Annotated in this window: 17 protein-coding genes; 6 read left to right on the plus strand and 11 right to left on the minus strand. The window is 67.8% G+C overall.

Annotated elements, in window-relative coordinates; all coding sequences use genetic code 11:
* Window positions 1–396: 396 nt before the first annotated feature.
* On the plus strand, window positions 397–1047 hold the full coding sequence (locus KF833_14945) for a sulfite oxidase-like oxidoreductase (GenBank protein MBX3746604.1): 651 nt from the start codon (window positions 397–399) through the stop codon (window positions 1045–1047).
* Window positions 1048–1288: 241 nt separating this feature from the next.
* Here KF833_14945 and KF833_14950 read toward each other — a convergent pair whose 3' ends face one another.
* The 8 genes from KF833_14950 to KF833_14985 all read right to left on the minus strand — a co-directional run bounded on the left by KF833_14950 (window position 1289) and on the right by KF833_14985 (window position 8620).
* The gene (locus KF833_14950; GenBank protein MBX3746605.1) at window positions 1289–1852 is read right to left on the minus strand and encodes a hypothetical protein; all 564 of its coding nucleotides are present in this window, start codon (window positions 1850–1852) and stop codon (window positions 1289–1291) included.
* Entirely contained in the window at window positions 1849–2301 is a 453-nt protein-coding gene (locus tag KF833_14955) for a KH domain-containing protein (GenBank protein ID MBX3746606.1), read from the minus strand. Before KF833_14955 ends, KF833_14950 begins: the two co-directional genes overlap by 4 nt.
* A gap of 8 nt (window positions 2302–2309) precedes the next feature.
* Window positions 2310–4118 carry a YidC/Oxa1 family insertase periplasmic-domain containing protein gene (locus KF833_14960; protein MBX3746607.1) on the minus strand — a complete coding sequence of 603 codons (1809 nt, stop codon included), beginning with the start codon at window positions 4116–4118 and terminating at the stop codon, window positions 2310–2312.
* Window positions 4119–4139: 21 nt separating this feature from the next.
* Window positions 4140–4481, minus strand: coding sequence for a membrane protein insertion efficiency factor YidD (yidD, locus tag KF833_14965; GenBank protein ID MBX3746608.1), 342 nt, complete (start codon window positions 4479–4481; stop codon window positions 4140–4142).
* Window positions 4409–4813, minus strand: a complete 405-nt coding sequence (gene rnpA, locus KF833_14970) for a ribonuclease P protein component (protein MBX3746609.1) — start codon at window positions 4811–4813, stop codon at window positions 4409–4411. Before rnpA ends, yidD begins: the two co-directional genes overlap by 73 nt.
* A gap of 19 nt (window positions 4814–4832) precedes the next feature.
* Window positions 4833–4970 (minus strand): 50S ribosomal protein L34, encoded by a 138-nt coding sequence (gene rpmH / locus KF833_14975; GenBank protein MBX3746610.1) that lies wholly within the window; start codon window positions 4968–4970, stop codon window positions 4833–4835.
* A gap of 431 nt (window positions 4971–5401) precedes the next feature.
* Window positions 5402–6370, minus strand: a complete 969-nt coding sequence (locus KF833_14980) for a hypothetical protein (protein ID MBX3746611.1) — start codon at window positions 6368–6370, stop codon at window positions 5402–5404.
* A 54-nt stretch (window positions 6371–6424) separates the two neighbouring features.
* A complete protein-coding gene (locus KF833_14985) occupies window positions 6425–8620 on the minus strand; it encodes a hypothetical protein (GenBank protein MBX3746612.1) in 2196 nt (731 codons plus the stop codon).
* Between the two features lie 227 nt (window positions 8621–8847).
* Between KF833_14985 and KF833_14990 the strand changes: the two genes are divergently transcribed.
* The 5 genes from KF833_14990 to KF833_15010 all read left to right on the plus strand — a co-directional run bounded on the left by KF833_14990 (window position 8848) and on the right by KF833_15010 (window position 17733).
* Entirely contained in the window at window positions 8848–9675 is an 828-nt protein-coding gene (locus KF833_14990) for an SDR family oxidoreductase (protein ID MBX3746613.1), read from the plus strand.
* Window positions 9672–10607 carry an ROK family protein gene (locus KF833_14995; GenBank protein ID MBX3746614.1) on the plus strand — a complete coding sequence of 312 codons (936 nt, stop codon included), beginning with the start codon at window positions 9672–9674 and terminating at the stop codon, window positions 10605–10607. Before KF833_14990 ends, KF833_14995 begins: the two co-directional genes overlap by 4 nt.
* A gap of 545 nt (window positions 10608–11152) precedes the next feature.
* The gene (locus KF833_15000) at window positions 11153–14764 is read left to right on the plus strand and encodes a DUF1553 domain-containing protein (protein MBX3746615.1); all 3612 of its coding nucleotides are present in this window, start codon (window positions 11153–11155) and stop codon (window positions 14762–14764) included.
* An 18-nt stretch (window positions 14765–14782) separates the two neighbouring features.
* Window positions 14783–16132, plus strand: coding sequence for a DUF1501 domain-containing protein (locus tag KF833_15005; protein ID MBX3746616.1), 1350 nt, complete (start codon window positions 14783–14785; stop codon window positions 16130–16132).
* Entirely contained in the window at window positions 16129–17733 is a 1605-nt protein-coding gene (locus KF833_15010; GenBank protein MBX3746617.1) for a PPC domain-containing protein, read from the plus strand. The genes KF833_15005 and KF833_15010 overlap by 4 nt, the downstream gene beginning before the upstream one ends.
* On the opposite strand, the gene KF833_15015 is transcribed toward KF833_15010, so the two are convergent.
* The 3 genes from KF833_15015 to KF833_15025 are packed head-to-tail and all read right to left on the minus strand — an operon-like array spanning window position 17691 to window position 22247.
* Window positions 17691–18635, minus strand: coding sequence for a PIG-L family deacetylase (locus tag KF833_15015; GenBank protein ID MBX3746618.1), 945 nt, complete (start codon window positions 18633–18635; stop codon window positions 17691–17693). The two genes, KF833_15010 and KF833_15015, sit on opposite strands and share 43 nt — an antisense overlap.
* On the minus strand, window positions 18571–21096 hold the full coding sequence (locus KF833_15020; GenBank protein ID MBX3746619.1) for a glycosyltransferase: 2526 nt from the start codon (window positions 21094–21096) through the stop codon (window positions 18571–18573). The genes KF833_15015 and KF833_15020 overlap by 65 nt, the downstream gene beginning before the upstream one ends.
* Window positions 21093–22247, minus strand: a complete 1155-nt coding sequence (locus KF833_15025) for a 1-deoxy-D-xylulose-5-phosphate reductoisomerase (protein ID MBX3746620.1) — start codon at window positions 22245–22247, stop codon at window positions 21093–21095. The genes KF833_15020 and KF833_15025 overlap by 4 nt, the downstream gene beginning before the upstream one ends.
* Window positions 22248–22254 lie beyond the last annotated feature (7 nt).

Below are 22254 nucleotides of genomic sequence, written 5' to 3' on the forward strand. Positions count from 1 at the left end.
ATCATGCAGAAGGTGATGATGTCGATGTCGCAGAAGCGGGCGAGGTGGTGGAGGATGTTGAGGAGTTTGTGCTTGGCGGAGTCGTCGAGGAGAGGGAGGCGGCCGGCGACGCGGGACATGCAGTGATAGACCGCCGGGAGGGAGGGATCGGCTTTGATGCGAGGGGTTCTCATGGGGTGGGGAGGGGATGATTGCCGATTTGGTAGCGTGAGCATTCCCACTGGAGAGTCAATTTAAAAAGCCTGACTTATTAACTAAAGTCTAAAGTCCCGTTTACAAAGCCTGACCCATTAAAAGGAAGTTAGTTTAAACAGCCTGACCCATTGACTAGATCGGTTTGGTTTTGTGGCCAGGGTAGGTCTTGCCGCGGATGGATGAGTCCGTAGGCTGGCGAGTGTGAAGGACGGGTACATTGCGGCGAAGGAGCGATGGGCGCGAAAGGTGGCGGGAAGGCAGGGGTCCGTGGAGGGGTCCGTGGTGCGGTCGGAGGATCGGTTGCCGCCGGGACAGCATCTGGTGACGGATTTCCCAGTTCTGGATCTGGGAATTCTGCCGGAGGTGCGGCTATCGAACTGGTCGTTGCGAATCCATGGGCGGGTGGAGCGGCCGGTAACGCTCGACTGGGAGGGTTTTCTGGCGGTGGGTTCGGTGCGGGACGTAAGCGATTTCCACTGTGTCACCACCTGGAGTCAATATGACATGGTATGGGACGGGGTGCCGTTTGTGGGGCTGGCCGAACTGGCCGGGCCGAAGGAGGATGCGAGTCACGTACTGTTTCGGGCTCACGATGGGTACACCACCTGCCTTGGGTTGGAGGCCTTGATGGACGAGGACGTCCTGGTGGCGCACGCTTGGGAAGGACGTCCGCTGACACGGGAGCACGGCGGGCCAGCCCGGGTGATCGTACCCAAGCGTTACGCATGGAAGGGGGCGAAGTGGGTCAAGGAGATGATCTTTCTGGACCGCGAAATCCCGGGCTTTTGGGAGCTGCGAGGTTATTCGAGTTCGGCCGATCCGTGGCGGGCGGAGCGGTTTTCAGGCGGGTGACGGGGCGTAGGCTGCCTTAGCCGTAGCCATGCAACAAGGTTGGGCGCGCTGGCTTGATCTTTTCGGGCAAGAGCTTCGTGGTTCGCTCGTTCCGTATCTGCGTTCCGATACGCGCCTCGCTCGCTCCTGGTCCTGCCCGAAAATCTGCGGCGCCATCGCTTTCCTCCTTGCTGCATGGATACGGCTTAGGCCGCCCGCACGCGGTCACCGGGTCGGGTGGAGACGGGAGTGGGATCCTGGTTCAGTTCAGGCGGAGCGAAACTTCGGTGAGAAGGCCTTCGTACTGGCGGACGCGGCGGCGGGCGAGGGACTGTTCGTCCTGGTACGCGCTGTCGGGGTCGCGTACGAGGAAGGAGAGGCAGCGGACGAAGGTCAGGGAAGGGCCGAGCTCGATGAATTCGACTCGGAGACGGACCCGGAGGTCGTCGCCCTGCCAGTTGCCATAGGCGCGGCGTTCAGCCCGGGAGGCGGGGCGTTCGAAAACCAGTTGATCAGGACGACGCAGACTAAGGGCGAGGCCGGCGTCGGTGAAGACGGATTCGACCGTCTGCCGGACGGCGGCCGGGGATTGGTTGCGGATTTCGATGGCTGCCAAGGCGCCCTTGGCAAGGTCGAGGTTGACATCGGAAACCGGGGGGGCGGTGAGAGGCGGGAGGCCGGGCGAGGAGGAGGATGGGGTGCAGCCCAGAAGGAGGGAGGCAATGAGCGACGGGAAGAGGGCCGCGAGTCCGCGTGACCAGGGAGAGGGAGGCGATGGGTGGCGATCCGAGACCTGGGGATCGGTACGAATCGAAGGGCGGCTCACGACGAGCGGGGACGGAGTTGCACGACCTTCAGATCGGAGCCCTCGACCTCGATGCTGTGGGTCTCGATGTCTGGATCGGACTTGAGGGCGCGGTGGACGATGCGGCGATCGAAGGCGCTCATGGGTTCGAGTTCGATGACGTCGCCCCAGCGACGCGCCTTTTCGGCGGCCCCGAGGGCCTTCTGGATGAGTTCGTCGCGGGCCGCGGCGCGGTAACCGCCGACGTCGAGCGTGATCTTCTGGGCGTGATCGTCCTCTTTGTAGAGGAGGCGGTTTAGGACGAACTGGAGGGCGGCGAGGGTCTGACCCTTGCGGCCGATGAGCCGGCCGGGGTCGTCGGTGACGATGTTGAGCATGGCGTTGCCCTCGAACTCCCCTTCCTCGATGGCGGCTTCGAAGCCGAGGGTGCGGAGTAGTTCGGCCAGCCTGGCCTTGGGATCGGGGATCATATTGGGGTTCAGGGGTTGGGCCGGCGACCGGGCGGGCGTTGGGGGGCGGTGGGGAGAGTTGGGAGTGTGGGGGATTTCCCGTCGCGGGCCCGGGTGAGTTTCATCTGCAGGATGGAGAGCAGATTGGACACGGTCCAGTAGAGCGTCAACCCGGCGGAGAAGTTGTAGAGGAAGACCATGAACATGAGCGGCATGTATTTCAGGATCTTCTGTTGAGTGGCGTCCATGCTGGGCGACATCGGCGTGATGCGGGCCTGCCAGAGCATGGTGGCGCCCATGAGGAGGGGGAGGGGGTTGATGGGGAAGCGGAGTCCGGGGAGGATGGCGATGGTATCGGGCTGGGAGAGGTCGCAGGCCCAGAGGAAGGTGGCACCCCGGAGTTCGATGGCCGTTTGCAGCATCGCGTAGAAGCCGAGGAGGATGGGGAACTGGATCAGGATGGGGAGGCAGCCGGAGGCGGGATTGATCTTATGCTCGCGCCAGAGCTCGAGCATCTTCTGGTTCATCTTCTGGGGGTTGTCCTTGTATTTCTCCTGGAGTTCCTTGATCTGGGGCTGGAGGGCGGCCATGCGCTTGGAGGTGCGGGCGGAGGCCGCCATGAGGGGCCAGAAGAGGAGGCGTACGAGGACGGTAATGCCGATGATGGCGAAGGCGTAGGAGAGGCCGAGGGCATGGAGCCCGTTCATGGCGAGGAGGAGGGCACGGGCGAAGAAGCCGCTGAAGCGGCCGCCGAAGTAGTTGTCGAAGCCCATGACCACATCGGCGTTATTGCCGAGGCTGGAGAGGGTTCGATAGTCCTTGGGGCCGACGTAGAGGGCGAATTCGCGGACGCGTTCCTGGCCCGGGGGGAGTTGCTCGCCGCGGTAGAGGAGGGCGGCCTGATAGCCTGGGAGTGGGGCGCGGGTGGGGACGCCGTTGGTCACGGGCAGATCCACATGGCGGGCGAAGACGCGGGCCGAGCGGTCGGCTGGCAGTACGACGGTGGCAAAGAACTGGTTGTGGACGGCGGCCCACACCGTGTTGGTGCGCTGGCCGAGGTATTCGGAGCGGGGAGTACCCGGGAAGCAGCCGAGGGTTCGGTTGGCGAACCAGCTTTCACCGATGTGTTCGTTCGACTCCCCGTCGTTCTCGAAGAGCCCGAGATACATGACGTTTTCATCGGGGTGAAGGGGTCCGGCGGTGCCGAAGACCCATTCCTGGGTGGGAACGTCGCGGGTTTGGGCAGACCAGTTTTGGAGGCGGGTGGTGACATTCAGGACGTGGTTGGTGCCGAGGCGGAACTCCTTGATCACGCGGAGGTCGCCGCCGAGATCACGACGGGCCACCACCACATCATTACTGCGGATGAGGTCGTAGGCGGGCTGGGTGCCTGGGGGGTCGACTCCGAGGAGGGCGAACATCGGCGTGGAGGCCCATCGATTCATGCGAGCGGAACCGACGGGGACGTTTCGATTGCGTTCGCGGCAGACGATGGCGTCCTCGAAGTGCTTGAGTTCGACCTCCTTCAGGCCGCCGCCATCGGAGGTAAACACGTAGCGGGCCTCATCGTTTTCGAGGACGATTTCGGTGACCGGGCCGATGGAGCGTCGGAATCCCGTGTCGGCGTAACCTGGCCGTAGGGGCGAGGCGGGTTGGAGGGTGGACGGGGCAACGAGGTCGCCGGACGGGGCAAGGTGACCGTCGAGGGCAGGGGTGGTCGATCCGGGCTGGGTGGGGGTGATGACCGGCCGTGGCGGATAGATCCGGTACATCAGCGGGTACCAGAGCACCAGCAGCAGACAGGTAGCGGTCAGCAGCAGGAGGGAGCGTCGATCCATGCCTTGGGGAAGAGAGAGCGTTTAGGGACTGGCGGTCGGGGAGGGAGCGTTCCCGAGCGGGGGAAGGGAAGGGGGTGGAGGGACGGGGTCCCATCCGGAGGTGCCCCAAGGGTGGCAGCGGAGGAGGCGTCGGGCGGCGAGGGTGCCGCCTCGGAGGACGCCGTGGCGAAGGACCGCTTCCTCCGCGTAGGCTGAGCAGGAGGGGACATGGCGGCATTGGGCGGCCGGTCCGAAGAGGAGCCCCTTGAGCGGCGAGAGGATCCAACGGTAGCCGCGCAGGAGCACGGCGATCAGGGAGCGCACGGCGGAAGGGGCGGTTGAGTCGGTTGAGATTCCACCCAGACGGCGGAATGGCGGAGGCATCGGCGGAGGTCTCTGACGACGGTGGTCAGGGATTTGCCGGCGATGGAGGGTCGGGCGACGAGGACGAGGATGAGGCCTTGCCGAAGGTGGTGTTGCTGGAGACGAAAAGCCTCCCGCAGGAGACGGCGGGCGCGGCTTCGCTGGACGGCGCCGCCGATTCGCCGGCTCGTCACCACACCGAGGGTGGAGGGTTCGCAAGCGGGTTGTTGCAGCCAGTTGGCAATGAGGCAGCCGCAGGTCCGCCGTTCTCCGCGAGACCGGACGCGATGAAAAGCGCCCGAGCCATGGAGGCGCCGACGGGACGGCAGGCCGAAGCGGGGCGACGCGGTCACAAGTTCCGGGAGGCGCGCCTTAGACGGCGGTCAACCGCTGGCGCCCTTTTTGCCGCCGGCGGCGGATCACGGTGCGCCCGCTCTTGGTGGACATGCGGGCGCGGAAGCCCAACTGCCGCTTGCGGCGGATTTTGGAAGGTTGGTACTGGCGTTTCATGATGTGAAATCGGGATACGGTGGTCCCTCGATCCCCGGACGGTGTGACCCCCGTGGGAAGGAACCGACCGGCCATCGGCCGGGCGGCATCGAGCCGGCGACGCTATCAATGGAAGGGGGGGTGTCAAGAAGCCGCTCGCAGCGAGAACGGGCGGCGGTGCATCCCGGAGTTGTGGGTGAGGAGGCACAGCGAACCGGAGGGACGAGTTCTGCGAGTCCTCAACCCAACGCTTCACACCATTGCGGCCTCGTGGAACCCGGCCCTCCGAAGCGCCGCTTGGCGGAGTCCGCACCTCTCCCCACCACTCCGGGATGCGCGGAACGGGCGGGACAGCACCTCCGACCGGCTCCGGCTTTCGATGGATTTCGACGGGGTCGGCAGATTGGGGAGGGATGTTTCGCCGGCGGGATGGGCCGGGCGTGGGGGGAGGGTCAATGCTCGACCATTCGATAGAATTGCAGGGAGCCGCCCCGTTGGTCGAGGTGATCGAAGAAGCCGTCTGCGGGCATGGTGTTGGTCTTGATCGGGGTCCAGGCGACGAAATCGGGGCTGGCCTCCAGGCGGTACAGGGTCTGGGGGTTGCCGAGGCAGCGGACGAGGAACTCGCCTGGACGCAGCAATCCCAAGGCTTGAAGGCGGGGCGGAGTGGCTGGGGTGTCCGATTCGGCGACGACGCGATAGTTGTCGAAGACCATGTAGTTGTCGCCGGGCTTGCCCGGAGTGCGGATCACCCATTCCGCATCGATGTCGCCGAGGGTCAGGACCCGGTTCCGGGTGGTGATTGCGGCGTTGGCCACGAGGGGGGTGCCGTCGAGGGTGGCGGACCAGCGGTTGCGAGCGAGGTCGAGTGTGACGGAGAGGGAGTACGGGATGGAGTTGGTGAAGGAGCGACCGGTGGGAACGAAGCCGGTGTCGTCATCGAGGTAGTAGTGAATCGCCAGGGAATCGTTGTCGAAGTCGAGCCCGAAGAGGCGGAACTCCTCGTGATTATAGACCGTCCAGCGGAAGTCGTCGCGGTTGGTGGTGGTGACCGAGTCCTCGATGGACATCAGGACGGTGAACCGGACGAGGGTTGGATCGGAGGAGCCGGGCTGGTACCCGATGGGTCGCCAGACGCTGACGGCGGTTTCGTTGGTGGGAGGGGCTTCGAAGCCGAGGAAGGCGTGCTGGCCTTCGCCGGGGAAGAAGTCGGAGACGAGGCCGTTTCCTCCGGTTCCCACGCCAACCCAGCCGCCCTGGCCGACCAGGGTGAGTGAATTGTTGAAACCTTCGGAGGTCTCGAACCGGGTTTCGTAGAGGATACGGCTGGCACCCCAGGCCGCCCCGGCGAGAGTGAGAATGACGGCTGCAATGACGGGCAGGGCGAGGAGTGGGCGGGAAGAACCCGGGAGGGCACTCACGAGGGGAAGGTGGGTTCGAGTTGTGGAGATTCGACCGGGGCGTTTCCGTCGCGCTTAGTTGCGTGAGGGGCGCGCAGGAGCCGCGGAAGGCGCCGCCACCGGGTTTCGCGACGGAGCGGGCGAGGCCGACACGGAACGGGCCGGGGCGGGCGACGAAACGACCGGGCGTGGGGCGGCGAAGGATGGTGACGGAGCGGAGACGACCGGGCGGGCGGCAGGTGCGGATGGACGCGGGACTGAGATGCTGGACCTTGGCGTCGGAGCCGAAGGGACCACCCTTGGCGGTTGAGGGACAGTGGCAGGCGCGGAAGGAACGGTGACCGGCTGGCGCACTGCGGACGGTGGGGTCGCGGGAGGCGTGGGGAAGACTGACGGTTGGCGCGGCGTTGGGGTGAACGTGCGGCCTGAGGGTGCTGCGGGAGCGGGCAGTGTTTGCACCGGGCGCGGAACGGAGTGCTGGGGAGCGGGGGGGTGGACCTGAGTCGGCGTACCCATGGAAGGTGAGGGGCGGGTCGATGGGGTGACGGGCTTGGGCGGGCTAACCGGTTGAGGCGCAGCGGGCTGGAGGTGGGAAGGAAGATTGCGAGAGGGATCTCCCAAGGGGACAGGGGTGGTTTGCCGCGAGGGTCCCATCACGGCCACCGGGTCCTGCTGAGAGGTGGGAGCCGGGCGGTTGGGAACTGTGGAGGGGCGGGTGGTGGTGATCGGGGCGCGAGGATTGGGGGCCCCTGACGTCGGCGAGCCCAGTACCTGGCGTTGGGGGATGGAGCCTGCGGGTGTCGGGGACGATGAGGTGGGGGCGGGGCGGCCGGGGGTGGCGACTGGGCGGGTGGCGACGGGTGTCGCGGTGATCTGCGGGGTGCGAGGCGAGCCGGACGCGAAGGAGGCCCCGGATCGGGCGGGGGAACTGAGGGTCGGGCGAACCTCGGCAGCGAGGGTGGCGGGCCGGCCTTCCCCCCGATCGACAGGGGCTGGTTTGTAGATCACCGGGGACTCTCCGGAGCGGTCGAGGCGATCAACGCGCAGGGGTCTGGAGGCTTCGCGGGGCAGGGTTTCGACGCGGGCTTTGGGCACATCAGGGACCACGGAGGCGATTTTGGAGTAGCCGACGCCCTGGTTCACGATGGTGTTATTGTTGCCGACGATGACGTTGTTGATCACCGTGGAGTTCTCATAGACGGTGGTGACCTGGGTGGCTGGGACGGCGTGGTGGCCCACGTTGCGGTAGCAGAAGCGGCTGGTGGGCACGAAGGTGTAGTGCGAGTACGCAAGGCCGAATCCGAAGCCGACGCTGATGCGGCTGCCGTGCCAGGTGAGCCCGACACCGGAACTCCAGCCGCAGGCGGGAGGGAGGGGGGCCCAGCCGACATGCCCGCTGGAATAGCGCCATGTCACCCAACTCGGGCCCCAGACGGTTCCGGGCACCCAGCACCATCCCAGTCCGGGTTGGGAGTACCACCGGCCGTAATGGAACGGCGCCCAACCCCATGAATAATCCGAAGCCCAGTACCAGCCGTAATCGGTCCAGATCCAGCGTCCGCCGTGGCGATAGGGGACCCAGACCGGGTTGACGACCACGACGCTCGGCTGCCAGACCCAGCCATGGGAGGGGACCTGGTACCAGGTTCCGTAGGGAGCGAGCTGCGAGTAGAACTGCTGGACGGGTTCCGGAGCTTCGGGGGGTGGTTGCACTGCAGCGACGGGAACCGGTTCGCCGGCTGGGGCCGGTGGGTACTCCGGGCCTGGATCGTGCGGCATACCGCCATTGGCGGCCGCTTGCTGGGCGGTATTGAACGCCTCTTTGAGGTGTTCGACCGCGGAGACGAGGTTGGTTTGGAGCGAGGCGGCCTCGACCGCGGCGGCCCGCAATTCCCCACCGCGGCGCATCATTGCGGCAATGACGCCATCCGGGATGCCGATGTCCCGGAGGTACTTGATCTCCTCGAGACTGAGGTCGTAGGGGGTGCTGGCGGTGGCGACGTAGGCGCGGACAATCTCCTCGCCGGCGCCGGATTCGAACAGGTCCACCACCTCCGAGAGTTCCGGCGGGAGAGGGGGGCGAACGACTTCCGAGCGGGCGATGGGAAGTGGGTCGGGATCGACCGAAGACGCCATGGCGGTCTCGGGAGCCTGGGCATCGCCCTGAGCCCCCTCCATCGGGGCGACGGAACGGGCGCCGCACCCGCTGGTGAAGATGCAGAGCGCAATTGCCGCGAACCACGCGGCGGCATCGGGTCGAACAATATTCATAGCTCTCCCTACGGTTGTAGTCGGTTTCCCGGGCGAGGCAATACGCAATCGGAATCGCGGATGGGCACCCAGGGGGGCACGCTGGAGCAGTGGACTCGGGGATCCGCGGGGGTATTCAGGGACGGGGGGCTGTCGGGATGGAGTTCAAGTTGACCTTGGGAGGTGGCGGCCCCTAGAACGGCCGGCAGCGCACTGGCACGAACATGGGCACGAACATGGGCACGAACATGGGCATTGAGACTGCGACGGGAAGGCCGTTGGAAGGCCGCGTGTGGCTGATTGCCGGGACGACCGGGATTGCCGCCGCCACCGCCGAGCGGGCGGCGGCGGAGGGAGCGTCGATTTGCCTGGTGGGTCGAAATCCGGTTCATGGGGAGACTCTGAAGCACAGGGTACGTGCGCAGGGCGTTTCGTGCGAGTGGGTTTTGGCGGATCTGACCGAGGATGATGCGGGTGACCGGATCGTGGGGGCATGCACGGGGCATTTCGGGCGGATTGATGCGGCGTTCAATGCGGCGGGGATCAGCGGGAGGCGTTATGGAGACGGTCCGGCGCATGCCTGCACGGCGGAGGGATGGGATGCGGTGATGAACACCAATGCCCGGGGTTTGTTCCTGCTGTGCGGGGCGCTGACAAGGCAGATGCTCCGCCAGCCGATGGGGGCGGACGGGTTGAGGGGGAGCATCCTGAACATGGCGAGCGTGTTGGGTTGGTCGCCTTCTCCCAGACATTTTGGCACGCACGCCTATGCGGCGAGCAAGGCGGCGATTCTGGGGTTCAGCCGGGCGATGGCGGCGCAATACGCGTCGGACCGGATCCGGGTGAACGCGATCGCTCCGGCGCTGGTGCGGACGCCGATGAGCGCCCGGGCGCAGCAGGACGCGGAGATCGGGGCGTTTCTGCGCACCAAGCAGCCCTTGCTGGGCGACTTCCTGACTGCGGAGCAGGTGGCCGACGCGGCCGTCTTTCTGCTGGGTCCGCGTTCGGTGGCGATCACGGGGGATGTCCTCGTGGTGGACGGCGGATGGTGTGTGAGCGAGGGGCAGTGGCGATGAAGGCGGGTGCGGTCATCGGGTTGGATCTTGGCGGGACCAGCGTCAAGGCGGTGTCACTGACCCCGGCGGGCGACCTTCTCGGGCAGGATTACGAATCGTATGGGGCGGAGCGGCCGGGAGCGTTCCTGGAGGCGGTACGGGGGGTTCTGAGACGGATGGAGTCGGCGTTGGGGGAACGGGCGGGGGCGGTTGGGATTTCGACGCCCGGGGTGATTGACCGGGACTGCCGGAAGGTCGCTTACATGCCCGGACGACTGGAGGGCTTGGTTGGGCTGGACTGGGGGGAGGCGCTTGGGCGGGAAGCGGTTCCAGTGTTGAACGATGCGCAGGCGGCATTGCTGGGGGAGACGTGGCGGGGGGCGGCGCTGGGAGCGGCCAACGCGATCCTGCTGACCTTGGGGACCGGGGTGGGGGGGGCGGTGATGGTGGATGGGCGCCTGCTTCGGGGACAGAGCGGGAAGGCGGGGCACTTGGGGCATGTGAGTCTGGATCCGTGGGGAACGCCGGACGTCACCGGGACGCCGGGGAGTCTCGAGGACGCGATTGGCAACCACAACATCCAGGCCCGGACGGGAGGGCGATTTGCGACCACACACGATCTGGTGCGGGCGCATGAGGCCGGGGACGCGATGGCCACGGGCATATGGCTCAGGTCGGTCGGGGCGCTGGCGGCGGCCATTATTTCGTTCACGAACGTGCTGGATCCCGAGGTGGTGATCGTGGGCGGAGGGATTGCGACGTGTGGTGACACGCTGTTCGGACCGTTGCGGGAGGCGGTGGCGCGTGGGGAATGGCGGGTGGGTGGCGATCCCGTGCGCGTGGTGCCGGCCGCCTTGGGAGACTTGGCGGGGGCTTGCGGCGCGGCGCGATGGGCGTTGGAGGCAGGCACTCCAAATCTTGAGCGAGCCTCAGGGAAGTTCGGTCCCGTATGAAATTCTTCATAGATCGACGTTCGACTCTCGAGAGTGCTGGTTGACGCGTGTCCGAGGTACCCAGCAAGGCTCATGAGCGTCGCGACGTCATGACCTACCCTGATTGACTCTCCCTCTCCCCCTCCAACGGCAGCGATGGATCTAGAAATAGCAAGTCAGGCTCCAAGTTACTGACTGACAGCTCGGTCCTGCCCTGTGCCTCGCCAGAAATTCCAACCCGGGCTGCCGGGGATGAGCTTGTCGCGGGCCGTCAACATTAACATGTCAGGCATATTGTATTCGCCGAGTCAACAATCATGTGTCAGGCCTATTGTATTCTTGTGTCGGCTGAAGCCCCTCTCTCTACCGACTACCGATTCCCACTTGATGGTCACCGCCACCCGCCCCGCACTTCGCCAAACCTTTCCCGCAGTCGCAGTTCAGTTCGGGCCCGCGGAAGGCCTCGACGATCCTCGATCCAAGAGGTTTGCCATGGATTCGGGAGGCGTTGGAACCGGGCATCGGTTCCTTGTGTCGAGGGGGGACGGATCGATAAGGTGCGACGCATGACCCCCCGGACGACGGCACGATCAGGCTGGCTGACGTGGGCGATTACGGGGGCGGCGGTGGTGTCCGGGACGGGTATTTGGGGTGGCGAGACTGCGGGCACGGGCGTGGCGGGGATGGACGTGACGGAGCGGGCGTTGACGGTTTTGAGGGAGCATTGCGTTTCGTGCCATGACGGGGAGCGGCCCAAGGGGGGATTGGTGTTGTCCACGGCGGAGGGTCTGGCACGGGGCGGGGAGGACGGAATGGTGGTGGTGGCGGGACGTCCGGAGGAGAGTCTGCTGGTGCGGGTCCTGGCGCCGGATGGGGAGCCGCACATGCCTCCGAAGGGGCAGTTGAGTGATGAGGAGATTTCGGTGCTGCGGGAGTGGGTGACGGCGGGGACGCCATGGGGAACCGCCCAAGCGGATGGGGCGTCGGGCGGAGTTCGGATGGAGGTGGCGCGGGAAGCGGTGGAGCCGTTGCCGTCGGGGTATCGTCCGGTGCAGGCGCTGGCCTTGAGCGAAGACGGGCGGCGGTTGGCAGTGGGACGCGGGTCGGCGGTGCGGGTGTACGGGTCGGACGGGACCCACTGGGTGTCGAAGCATCATTGGGTGGCGCATCGGGATCTGGTGCGGTCGGTGGCGTGGAGCCGGGAGGGTCGGCGGTTGGCGACGGGCGGCTACCGATCGGTGACGGTATGGGATCCGGAATCGGGGACGGCGGAATGGTCGGTGACCCCGGGGTTGCGGGGGCGGGTGAACGCGGTGGCGTTCACGCCCCACGGGGGTGCGCTGGTGGTGGCCGACGGGTCGCCGGGCGAAGCGGGATGGGTGCGGTTGTTCGGGGCGGGAACGGGAGAGGAACTGGCGGCGTGGAAGGCGCATGGGGACCAGGTGGTGGCGCTGGCCTTGAGTGCGGACGGCGGGCTGCTGGCGACGGCGGGGGCGGACGGAATGGTGAGGATCTGGGAGATGGCGTCGCGTCAGGAAGTGGGGGTGTACGAAGGGCACGCGGGTTCGGTGATGGGCGTGGCGTTCAACCCGATGGCCACGGAGATGGTGACGGTGGGGTTGGACCGGCAGATGCGGGTCTGGGATGTGGCCACGCGCGAGTCGGTGGTGACGTTTCAGGGGCGGCCGTATGGGATGACGTCGGTGGCGTGGTCGCGGGACGGGACGCGGGTGGTGGCGGGGGATGCGGCGGGGCGGTTGGTGGGGTTCACGGAGTTCAAGAGGCATACGGGGGCACAGAGTTCGGCGACGGGATCGGAGAGGGGATTGGGGACATTTGGAGCGCCGCTGCATGCGGTGGCGGTGAGTGCGGATGGCCGTTGGGTGTTTGCGGGCGGGGAGGATGGTGCGGTGGTGGGGCTTTCGGCTGAGGGCGAGGTGCGGGTTCGATGGGCACCGGAGGAGGACGGGGAACCGGTTGGGGCTGGTGAGGAAGGCGGGGAGGGGGAGGGTCCATCATGGGTGCGGGATGTGCTGCCGATGCTGACGAAGGCGGGGTGCAGCGCCGGTTCGTGCCATGCGAAGCCGGAGGGGCAGAACGGATTCCATTTGTCCGTGTTCAGTCATGATCCGCGGGCCGACCATGCGGAAGTGGTGATGGAGGGGCGGGGACGCCGGGTGTTTCCCGGGGCGCCGGACGCGAGCCTGGTGATGCTGAAGGCGACCGGGGCGGTGCAGCATGGCGGGGGGCGGCGGTTTGGGGCGGACTCGGAGGAGGCGGCGTTGCTGCGGGCGTGGATCCGGGGCGGGATGATCTATCGACGGGCGGGCGAGGCGGATCTGGAGGCGTTGGAGATTGGATTGGGCGGGGGGACGATCCGGAGCGGCGTGGAACGGGTGGTGCGGGTGACGGCCCGGTATGCTGATGGAACGGAGCGGGAGGTGACGCACCTGGCCGAGTTCGACACGAGCGACCGGGAATTGATGACCGTGGACGGGCGGGGGATTCTGCGGGTGGTTGGGTCCGGGGGAGAGGGCGTGGTGGTGGCGCGGTTTGGCGGAAAGGTGGGGGTGGCGCGGGTCACGGTCCCGGCGGAGGTGGAGGTGGCGGAGGAACGCTACGCGGGTCTGCCTGAGTACAACTTCATCGACACGCTGGCCCACCGGCATTTCCGGCGGCTGGGGTTGCTGCCATCCGAACTGGCGACCGATGCGGAGTTCCTGCGGCGGGCGACTCTGGACACCCTCGGTGTGTTGCCGACACCGGACGAGGCGCGGGCCTTCCTGGGGGCGCCGGGTTTGGCGGGAAGGGATGGCGACGGGGAGGGAGTGGGGGATGAGGATGAGGAGGCATCGCGAATGCGGCGGGCGGCGTGGGTGGAGCGGTTGTTGGGGCGGCCGGAGTGGGCGGACTACTGGGCCAACCGGTGGGCGGACCTCTTGCGTCCGAACCCGGACCGGGTGGGGGTGAAGAGCGTGTATCTGCTGGACCAGTGGTTGAGGGAGGCGTTCCGGGAGAACCTGTCCTACGACCGGTTTGTGCGGGAGATCCTGGAGGCGGAGGGAACCAATCACCGGGACGGTCCGGTGGTGGTGTACCGGGACCGGCGGGAGCCGGTGGAACTGGCGACGATGTTCGGGCAGTTGTTTCTCGGGGTCCGGATGGAGTGTGCCAGGTGCCACCATCATCCGAGCGAGAAGTGGAGCCAGGAGGATTTTTATCAGTTTGCGGCGGTGTTTGGCGGGTTGCAGCGCAAGGGGGCCGGGTTGTCGCCGCCCATCTCGGCGGGCACGGAGACCTTCGCGTCCGGGGGACGGGGCAAGGTGACGCATCCGGTGACGGGAGCCGTCATGTCACCGCGGGCACCGGACGGACCGGATTGGGGCGGGGACGACGCGGCGGATGCACGGCGGGCGTTGACGGACTGGCTGACGGGGGTGGACAACCCGTTCTTTGCGCGGGCGGCGGTGAACCGGGTCTGGGCGGCATTTTTCGGGCGCGGGTGGGTGGAGCCGGTGGACGACTTCCGGGTGTCGAATCCGGCCGGGAACGAGGTCTTGCTCGACGCCCTGGCGGAGGATTTCGCGCGGCACGGGTACGACTGGAAGCACCTGATGCGGACGATCCTGAACTCGCGGTTGTACCAGCTCAGCGCGACGCCGAACGGAACCAATGTCGGGGACACGCGGCATTTTTCGCGGTCGTACCGGCGGCGGTTGCCGGCGGAGGTGTTGCTGGACGCGGTCAGCGACGTGACCGGGGTGGGGGAGAGTTTCCCCGGGTGTCCGCCCGGGACACGGGCGATGGAGACGTGGAGTTACAAGGTGAGTTCGCGGTTTCTGGACACCTTTGGGCGGCCGAACTCGAGCAGTGACTGTCCGTGCGAGCGGGACACACGTCCGAGCGTGGCGCAGGCGCTGCACCTGATGCATTCGCCGCGGGTGCAGGAGAAGCTGGCGGGCGCGGAAGGGCGTGTGCACCGGCTGGCGTCGGGCGACCTGGGGCCGGAGGCGATCGTGACCGAACTGTACCTGGCGGCGTACAGCCGGTATCCGACGGCGGAGGAGCGGCGGCTGGCGGCGGCGGCCTTCGAGGCGGAGGGGGCGACGCGACAGACGGCGACGGAAGACGTGCTTTGGGCATTGCTGAACTCGGCGGAATTCGTCTTCAATCACTAAGTTTTCCCAATGGTTTCCATGAGGAGCGCAACCCACACCAATTGTGCCGGGGTGACCCGGCGGGATTTTCTGCAACTGGGTTTGGGCGGGGCGGTCGGGGCGGGGTTGTGCGACCTGCTGCGGTGGCGGGCGACGGCGGGGGAGGTGTCCGGGGTGTCGGGACGGCGGGCGGGGTCGGACATCCGCTGCATCCTGGTGTGGCTGGACGGCGGGCCGTCGCACTATGAGACCTTCGATCCGAAGCCCGAGGCGCCGGCGGAGATCCGGGGCGAGTTCGGGACGGTGGCGACATCGGTGCCGGGGGTGCGGTTCAGCGACTGCGTGCCGAAGCTGGCGGCGGTGGCGGACAAGGTGACCATCCTGCGATCGTTGCGGCATGAGGATCCGAACCACGGAGGGGGGAACCATTATCTGATGACGGGGATGCCGACGCCGGTGCCGGTGGCGTGCGGGGCGTTCGTCACGTTTCATCCGTCGTTCGGGTCGATGGTGTCGTATGAGCGGGGCGTGCGGGACGGGTTGCCGGCGTACGTGGCAATGCCGGAAGTGACGCGGTCGGGGGGGCCGAACTTTCTGGGGGGGCAGCATGCGCCGTTCGTGATCGACGGGTCGCCGAACGCGGCGGGGTTCCGGGTGCGGGACGTGGTGTTACCGCGGGAGATTGCCGAGGGGCGGGCGGTGAGCCGGGAGGCGTTGCGTCGGTCGCTGGACGGGATGCGGCGGTACCATGAGCGGGCGATGGAGGATCCGGCGGTGGTGTTCGACCGGTTTTACGAGCAGGGGCTGGAGCTGGTGGGATCGGCGCGGGCGCAGGAGGCGTTCGATCTCGAGCGGGAACCGGAGGCGGTGCGGGAGAAGTACGGGAGGAACGATTTCGGGCAGCGGTTGTTGCTGGCGCGGCGCCTGGTCGAGGTGGGGGTGAGTTTTGTGACGGTGTACTCCGGGGGATGGGACCACCACACCAAGATTTTCGAGGCCTACCGCGGGCCGCACGTGCAGCGGTTCGATCAGGGACTGGCGGCCCTGTTGTCCGACCTGGACGAGCGGGGGACGTTGGACCGGACCCTGGTGATTGCGCTGGGCGAGTTTGGGCGGACGCCGAAGATCAACACGGATGGAGGGCGGGATCACTGGCCCGGGGCGATGTCGGTGTTGATGGCGGGAGCGGGGATTCCGCGGGGCCAGGTGGTGGGGGCGACGGATGCGCGGGGGTATTACGCGTCGGAGTCGGTGTACCGGCCGGAGGATTTCGCGGCATCGCTCTACACCAAGATGGGGATCGACCCGGAGCGGGTGCTGCACACGACCACGGGGCGGCCGGTGCAACTGGTGAACGGAGGACGGTTGATCCGGGAGTTGTTCGTGTGAAGCGGGGCGGCGGGAAAGGCCATGGCAGGGTGGGGCGCCTTCGTCGATGGGCGGCGGGATGGGGCGGCGTTGCGGGGCTGCTGGCGGTGCCGGGGTGGGCGGCGGCGCCGGTGCTGGAACATCTGGTGCCGTCGGGCATGGCCCGGGGCGGGAGCGGCATGGTGGAGGTGGTGGGCAATGTCGATCCCTGGCCGGCGCGGGTGTGGGTCGAAGGGGCCGGGGTGCGATTTCTGGCGGGGACGAACACGGGGCGGTTTCAGGTCGAGGTGGACGCCGACGCGGAACCGGGTGTGCGGCTGGTCCGGTTGCACAACGACGAAGGGTCGAGCGATCCGCGGTTCTTCGTGGTGGGGGACGGATTGGAAGTGGACGAGGTGGAGCCGAACGACCGGCCGGAGACGGCGCAGGTGCTGGACCGGTTGCCGGTCATGGTGAACGGGCGGTTGCAGCCGCGGGGCGACACGGACGGGTTTGCGGTCCGGATGGCGGCGGGACAATGGCTGGAGGCGCGGGTGGATGGGTACCGGCTGATGAGCAAGCTCGATCCGGTCCTGCGGCTGGTGACGCCGGAGGGACGGCCGCTGGCCTGGAACCACGATTTCACGTCGCTCGATCCCCGGCTTGTCTGGCAGTCCCCCGATGACCGGACGGTGGTGGTGCAGGTGTTTGCGTTCGCGTATCCGGCGGATGCGGCGATCCGGCTGGCCGGCGGGGCCGGGGCGGTGTACCGGCTGCACGTGGCGGTGGGGACGGAACCTCCGGACGGAGAGGTGGGCGGGGAGGGCTGGGAGGAGGAACCGAACGACAGCCGAGAAATGGCCCCGCGGCGGACGTTGCCGATCGGCGTGGCGGGGACCATCGGACAGGCCGGGGACGAGGACCGGTTCCGGTTCGAGGGGAAGGCCGGGGAGACGCTTGAAGTGCGGGTGGCGGCGGCGGTTCTGGGTTCCCCGCTGGATGCGTGGGTCCGGGTGGAGGAACCGGGCGGACGACAACTGGCGTACGAGGACGACACCGACGGTTCACCCGATCCGCGATTGCTGTGGCGGGTGCCGGAGGACGGGGAGTACGTGGTCGCGGTGGGCTCCTATGTGCGGCGCGGCGGGGGGGCGTACCGGTACCGGTTGACGGTGGAACGGGTTCCGCCGCGGTATGAGGTGCGGTCCGAGGCGGGTGCGATGGTGATCGAGGCGGGGGCAACCAATACGTGGAAGTTTCGGGTGACGCGCCAGGGCGGGCACACCCGCACCATCGCCGTGGACGTGAGGGGCTTGCCCGAAGGGGTCCGGGCGTTGCCGGCGACGGTGCCGGACGGGGATGGGGAAGGAAGTGTGGCGCTGGTGGCGGACGCCGGGGTGAAGGCGTTTGGCGGGCCCGTGCGTCTGGTGGCGAACGACGGGGAAGCGGGTGGGGAACGCGGGGTGCCCTGGATGCTGACGAGCCGCGGCCTCAACAACGGTGTCCCGCAGGGCTACACCGAGCTGGTGTCGGACCGGACGGAGGCGTTGTGGCTGACGGTGCGCGGGGGGACGGGGGCGGAGGACGGAGGCGATGAGGATCAGGAAAAGAGCGTGTCCGGGCGGGTGACGGCATCGAGGTAACGTCCGGCCGGGGCGGGGGCGACGAGGGATCCGGACTGCCAGCGGCGGAGTCGGTAGAGGGTGGCGAAATGGAAATCGGGGGCGGCCTGGCCCTGGCCACCCACCAGTTCACCGCCGCGCCGGACGTTGTCCTGCATCCAGGCCGTCTGGCTGAGGTGATAGGGATTGCGCTGGACTTCGCCGATGTGGAAGGAGCAGGCGGCCATGAGATCGGCGACCTCTTCCGGCCGGCTTTCGACCATGAGATTGGGGGTGGGCATCTGGCCCCAGAACTCGGTTTCGACGACGTGGCAGGCGAAGTCGGGGGGGAGCGACGCGAGGGCGTCGAGGACGAGGAAATGGGTGCCGATGTGGGTGCTGTTCCAGTCGAGTTCGTGGGGGCAGAAGAGGACGCCGGGACGGTATTCGGCGAGGAGGGCGGCGATGACGGCGACGGCGGCCTGCCAGCGTTCGGGGTCCTCGGAACGGGTGCGGGGCTGGATCTTTTCGAGTCCGCCGGGGACGGTGGTGCGGAGTTCGAACTGGAGGAAGCGGCAGGCGTTGCGGAGTTCTTCGAGGCGGGCGGTCTGGCGGTCCTTACGGCTGCCCTGGGTGACGGCGACATTGACGATGCGCCAGCGGCATTCGCGGAGGAGTCGCAGGGCCAGGCCGGAGACGATGCATTCGTCATCGGGGTGGGGGGAAAAGATGAGGGCGACCGGGGCGTTGCCGGGGATGGGGATGGCCGGGCAATCGGGGAGTCCACCGAGGGGGAGGGAGCGGCCGAGGGTGCGTAGGCGGACGGTTTGCTGGATGAGGTCGAGGTAGGGGTTCATGGAAGGGAAGGGCCGGAATGGGTCAGGGGAGATCGTGGCGCGAGGCGGGGGATTCGACCGGGGTGAGACCCCAGGCGCGGGCCACATCGTCGAGGATCACTGTGAGGCGGCATTGCAGGGTGCGCCCCTGGCGATGGAACCAGGCACCAAGCGTGGCGAGGATGAGCGGGGCGAGCCAGAGTCCGTGGGCGTGGAGACCGAGGAGGCGCAGGACGAGAAGCAGGGTGGCGAGCGAGCCCCAGACCACGAGGTGGGTGGCAAGCGTCCAGCGGGGGTGAAGGCGGCAGCGCAGGATCTGGGCCCGGTCGCGGGCGGGTTCGGCGACGGTGACGAGGGTGACGCGGGTCCATCGGGGACCGAAGACCTCGATGTCGAAGTCGGCCCATCCGGAGTCGGTGCGGCAGGGCCAGCGATGGGTTTCGATGGCGGTGACGAGGCGTTGGATCCAGTCCTGACGTTCGCGCCAGGTGGCGGACCAGTAGGCGCGTTCGCGGACGGGGGTCTCGGCATAGACCCGGGCCTGCGTTTCGAGGGAATCGCCGGGGGCGAGGGTGTCGGACGGCGCGGCGCCGAGGCCGAAGCGGGTGGCGTACCGGGCCGCGCCGCGAACGATGGGCTGGAGGTAATGAAGGAGGGCGAGCAGGGGCCGGGCCCACCAGGGCGAAGGGGTTCGGGGCAGCGGCGTGCGCAGCGCGGCGAGCAGGGCGACGGCGACGGGGAGGGCCATGGCGGCGAAGGCGACCGGCCAGAGCCAGGAGAGGTAGAGCGAGAGCAGGACCAGCGGCAGGGCGATGGCGACGTGGTATTCGAGGCTGGTGAAGAGGGGGATGAAGGGATCGCTGGCGGGGGTGTAGAGGGTCTGGAACAGGCCGGTGGCAAAGAGGCCGCGGAAGATGGTGGGTCGGCGCCAGGGAAGATCGACCTCGGCAGGGGCGCAGATCCGCCCTTGCCAGCGGGCCGCCCCGAGGGCGTTGAAGCGGGTGGGATGCTTGGCGAGGAGGAGAGCCTCGGCGGCGCCGTAGCCGGCCTGCTGCCGGAGGTATTCGCGGACGGAGGGACGGCGATGGTGCCAGACGAATCCGGACGGCGCGAAACCGAGGCGCCAACCGCGGCGCTGGAGGCGCCAGCAGACATCCACGTCGTCGCCCGCCTGCCGGAAGACGGGATCGAAGCCGCCGATGGCCTCGAGGGCCCACTTCCAGAAGGCCATGTTGCAGCCCGGGACGTGTTCGGCGAAGCGGTCGTCGAGGAGGACGTGCATGGGGCCTCCCGGGGCGGCCATCACGAGGGCGGCGACGGGGGGGTCGTCCGGGGGGAGGAGATTGGGTCCGCCGATGCCGGCGACGGGGGCGTCGAGCAGGCCGGCGACGAGGAAGCGGAGCCAGTCCGGATCGACGCGGCAATCGGCATCGGTGAAGGCGATGATCTCGCCGGTGGCGGAGCGGATGCCGAGATTGCGGGCGTGAGAGAGGCCGAGGTTGGAGGGGAGCCGAAGGGTGCGGAACTGGGGGTAGGCCTGGGTGATCTCCGGGGTGGCGTCGGTGGACCCGTCGTCCACGACGATCACCTCAAGATCCGGATGATGGAGGCGGAGGAGGGAATCGAGGCAGTCGCGGAGGGTGGCGGCGGCGTTGTAGGCGGCCACGACGACAGTGACCCGCGGGGAGCGGGCGGGCTGGGGTGGGGGATCGGTGAAGCGGGCGCGGACGGCGGCGAAGGCGGGTTTGCGTTCGCGGGTGACGGAGGTGAGGCCCATCTCCCAGTCGGTGACCGGTTGACCATTGCGGTGCCAGTCGTCGGTGAAGGCGAAGACGATGGCGCCGGCGAGTCCGCCGGTGACGGTGGCGGCGAGGGTCCAGGAGAGGATTTCAGCCTGGCGGGCGGCGCCTTCACGGCGGGCGTCCACGCCGCATTCGCCGAGCAGGAGCGGTTTGCCGTCGGCGAGGGTTTGGAGGTGGACCAGGTAATTGACCAGGGCGGGCCGGTTGTGGAGGAAGACGTTGAAGGTGACGAAGTCGAGGTGGCGCAGGTGAAGGAACTCGGTGGGGGGATAATTGGCGTAGGTGAAGAGGCATTCGGGGGCGGTGTCGCGGGCGGCCAGGAGGACTTCGTCGAGGAAGGCGGCGACGCGGCGGGTGCCATTCCAGCGGACGATGTCGGGGGGGATCTCGTTGCCGATGGCGATGGCGAAGACGGCGGGGTGATGGGCGACGGACTGGACGGCGGCAAGAATGGCGGTGCGGGTGGCGCGGCGCTGGGTGCGGGAGCCGAGGAAGCCCGCGTGGGGGGTCCAGGGGGTGGTGATGAACAGGCGCAGGCCGCGTTCGGCCGCGGCATCGAGAAGCCAGGGCGGGGGGATGTCGTAGAGGCGGATGGTGTTGGCGCCGAGTTCGACGAGGGCGTCGAGGTCGGTGAGGGCGCGGGCGGGTTCGGGGAAGGGTTCCCCTGCGGCGTTGGGGGCGAAGGCACCGTAGGCGACGCCCCGGACGAGGAACCGTTCGGGGCCGGCGCGGAAGAACCTGCCGTCGAGGCGGACCCTATCGTTCACGCGAGTTCAGCGACGACCTGTTCGGCGGTGCGGCGGGCCCATCGATCGGCGTCGAGGATGTGGTCGAGGTCGGGGTGGGGGACGATGGAATGACGTTCCATGGTTTCGGACACGGTACGGGTGATGCCGGGGAAGGAGAGCCGTCGCTGGCAGAAGGCGTCCACGGCGACCTCATTGGCGGCATTGAGGACGGCGGGGAGGGTGCCGCCGCGGTCGCCGGCGAGGCGGGCGAGGGTGATGGCGGGAAAGCGGACGGGGTCGGGGGCCTCGAAGGTGAGGGAACCGATGTGGGCGAGGTCGGTGTGAACGCGGAGACTGGGGGCACGATCGGGGTAGGTGAGGGCGAACTGGATGGGGAGGCACATGTCCGGCGTGGAGAGCTGGGCAAGGATCGAGCCGTCCACGAATTCGACCATGGAATGGACGACGCTCTGGGGATGGACGACGACCTGGACGCGGGGCATTGCGATGCCGAAAAGCCAGCGGGCCTCGATCATTTCGAGGCCCTTGTTGAAGAGGGTGGCGGAATCGATGGTGATCTTGCGGCCCATGACCCAGGAGGGATGACGCAGGGCGCGTTCGACGGTGATCCGGGGAAACTCGTCGGCGGGCGTCTCGCGGAAGGGTCCGCCCGAGGCAGTGAGCCAGAGCTGGCGGACGGATTCCGGGGGGCGACCGTCGAGGCACTGGAAGATGGCGGAATGCTCGCTGTCCACGGCGAGAACCCGCGCGCCATGGCGGGCGGCCTCGGCCATGACGTTTTCGCCGGCCATGACGAGAATCTCCTTGGAGGCGACGGCGATGTCCCTGCCGGACTTGAGGGCGGCGAGGGCGGGTTGAAGGCCGCCTGTTCCGACGATGGCGATGAGGACGATGTCGGCTTCGGCCAGGGTGGCGAGTTCGACGAGGCCTTCAGGTCCGGAGAGGACGCGGATTTCGGGGGGCAGGGCGGCACGGACCTGGGCGACCTTGAGGGGATCGTGGATGCAGACGGCGGCGGGGCGGTGGCGCAGGGCCTGTTCGATGAGGAGATCGGCGTTGCCACCGGCGGCGAGACCGACGAGGCGAATGCGCTCGGGCAGGTCGTCGGCGACCTTGAGGGTGCTGGTGCCGATGGACCCGGTGCTGCCGAGCAGGACCACGCGCTTCATTGGGGGG

It is taken from the genome of Verrucomicrobiia bacterium (assembly GCA_019634625.1).
Classification (GTDB): domain Bacteria; phylum Verrucomicrobiota; class Verrucomicrobiia; order Limisphaerales; family CAIMTB01; genus CAIMTB01.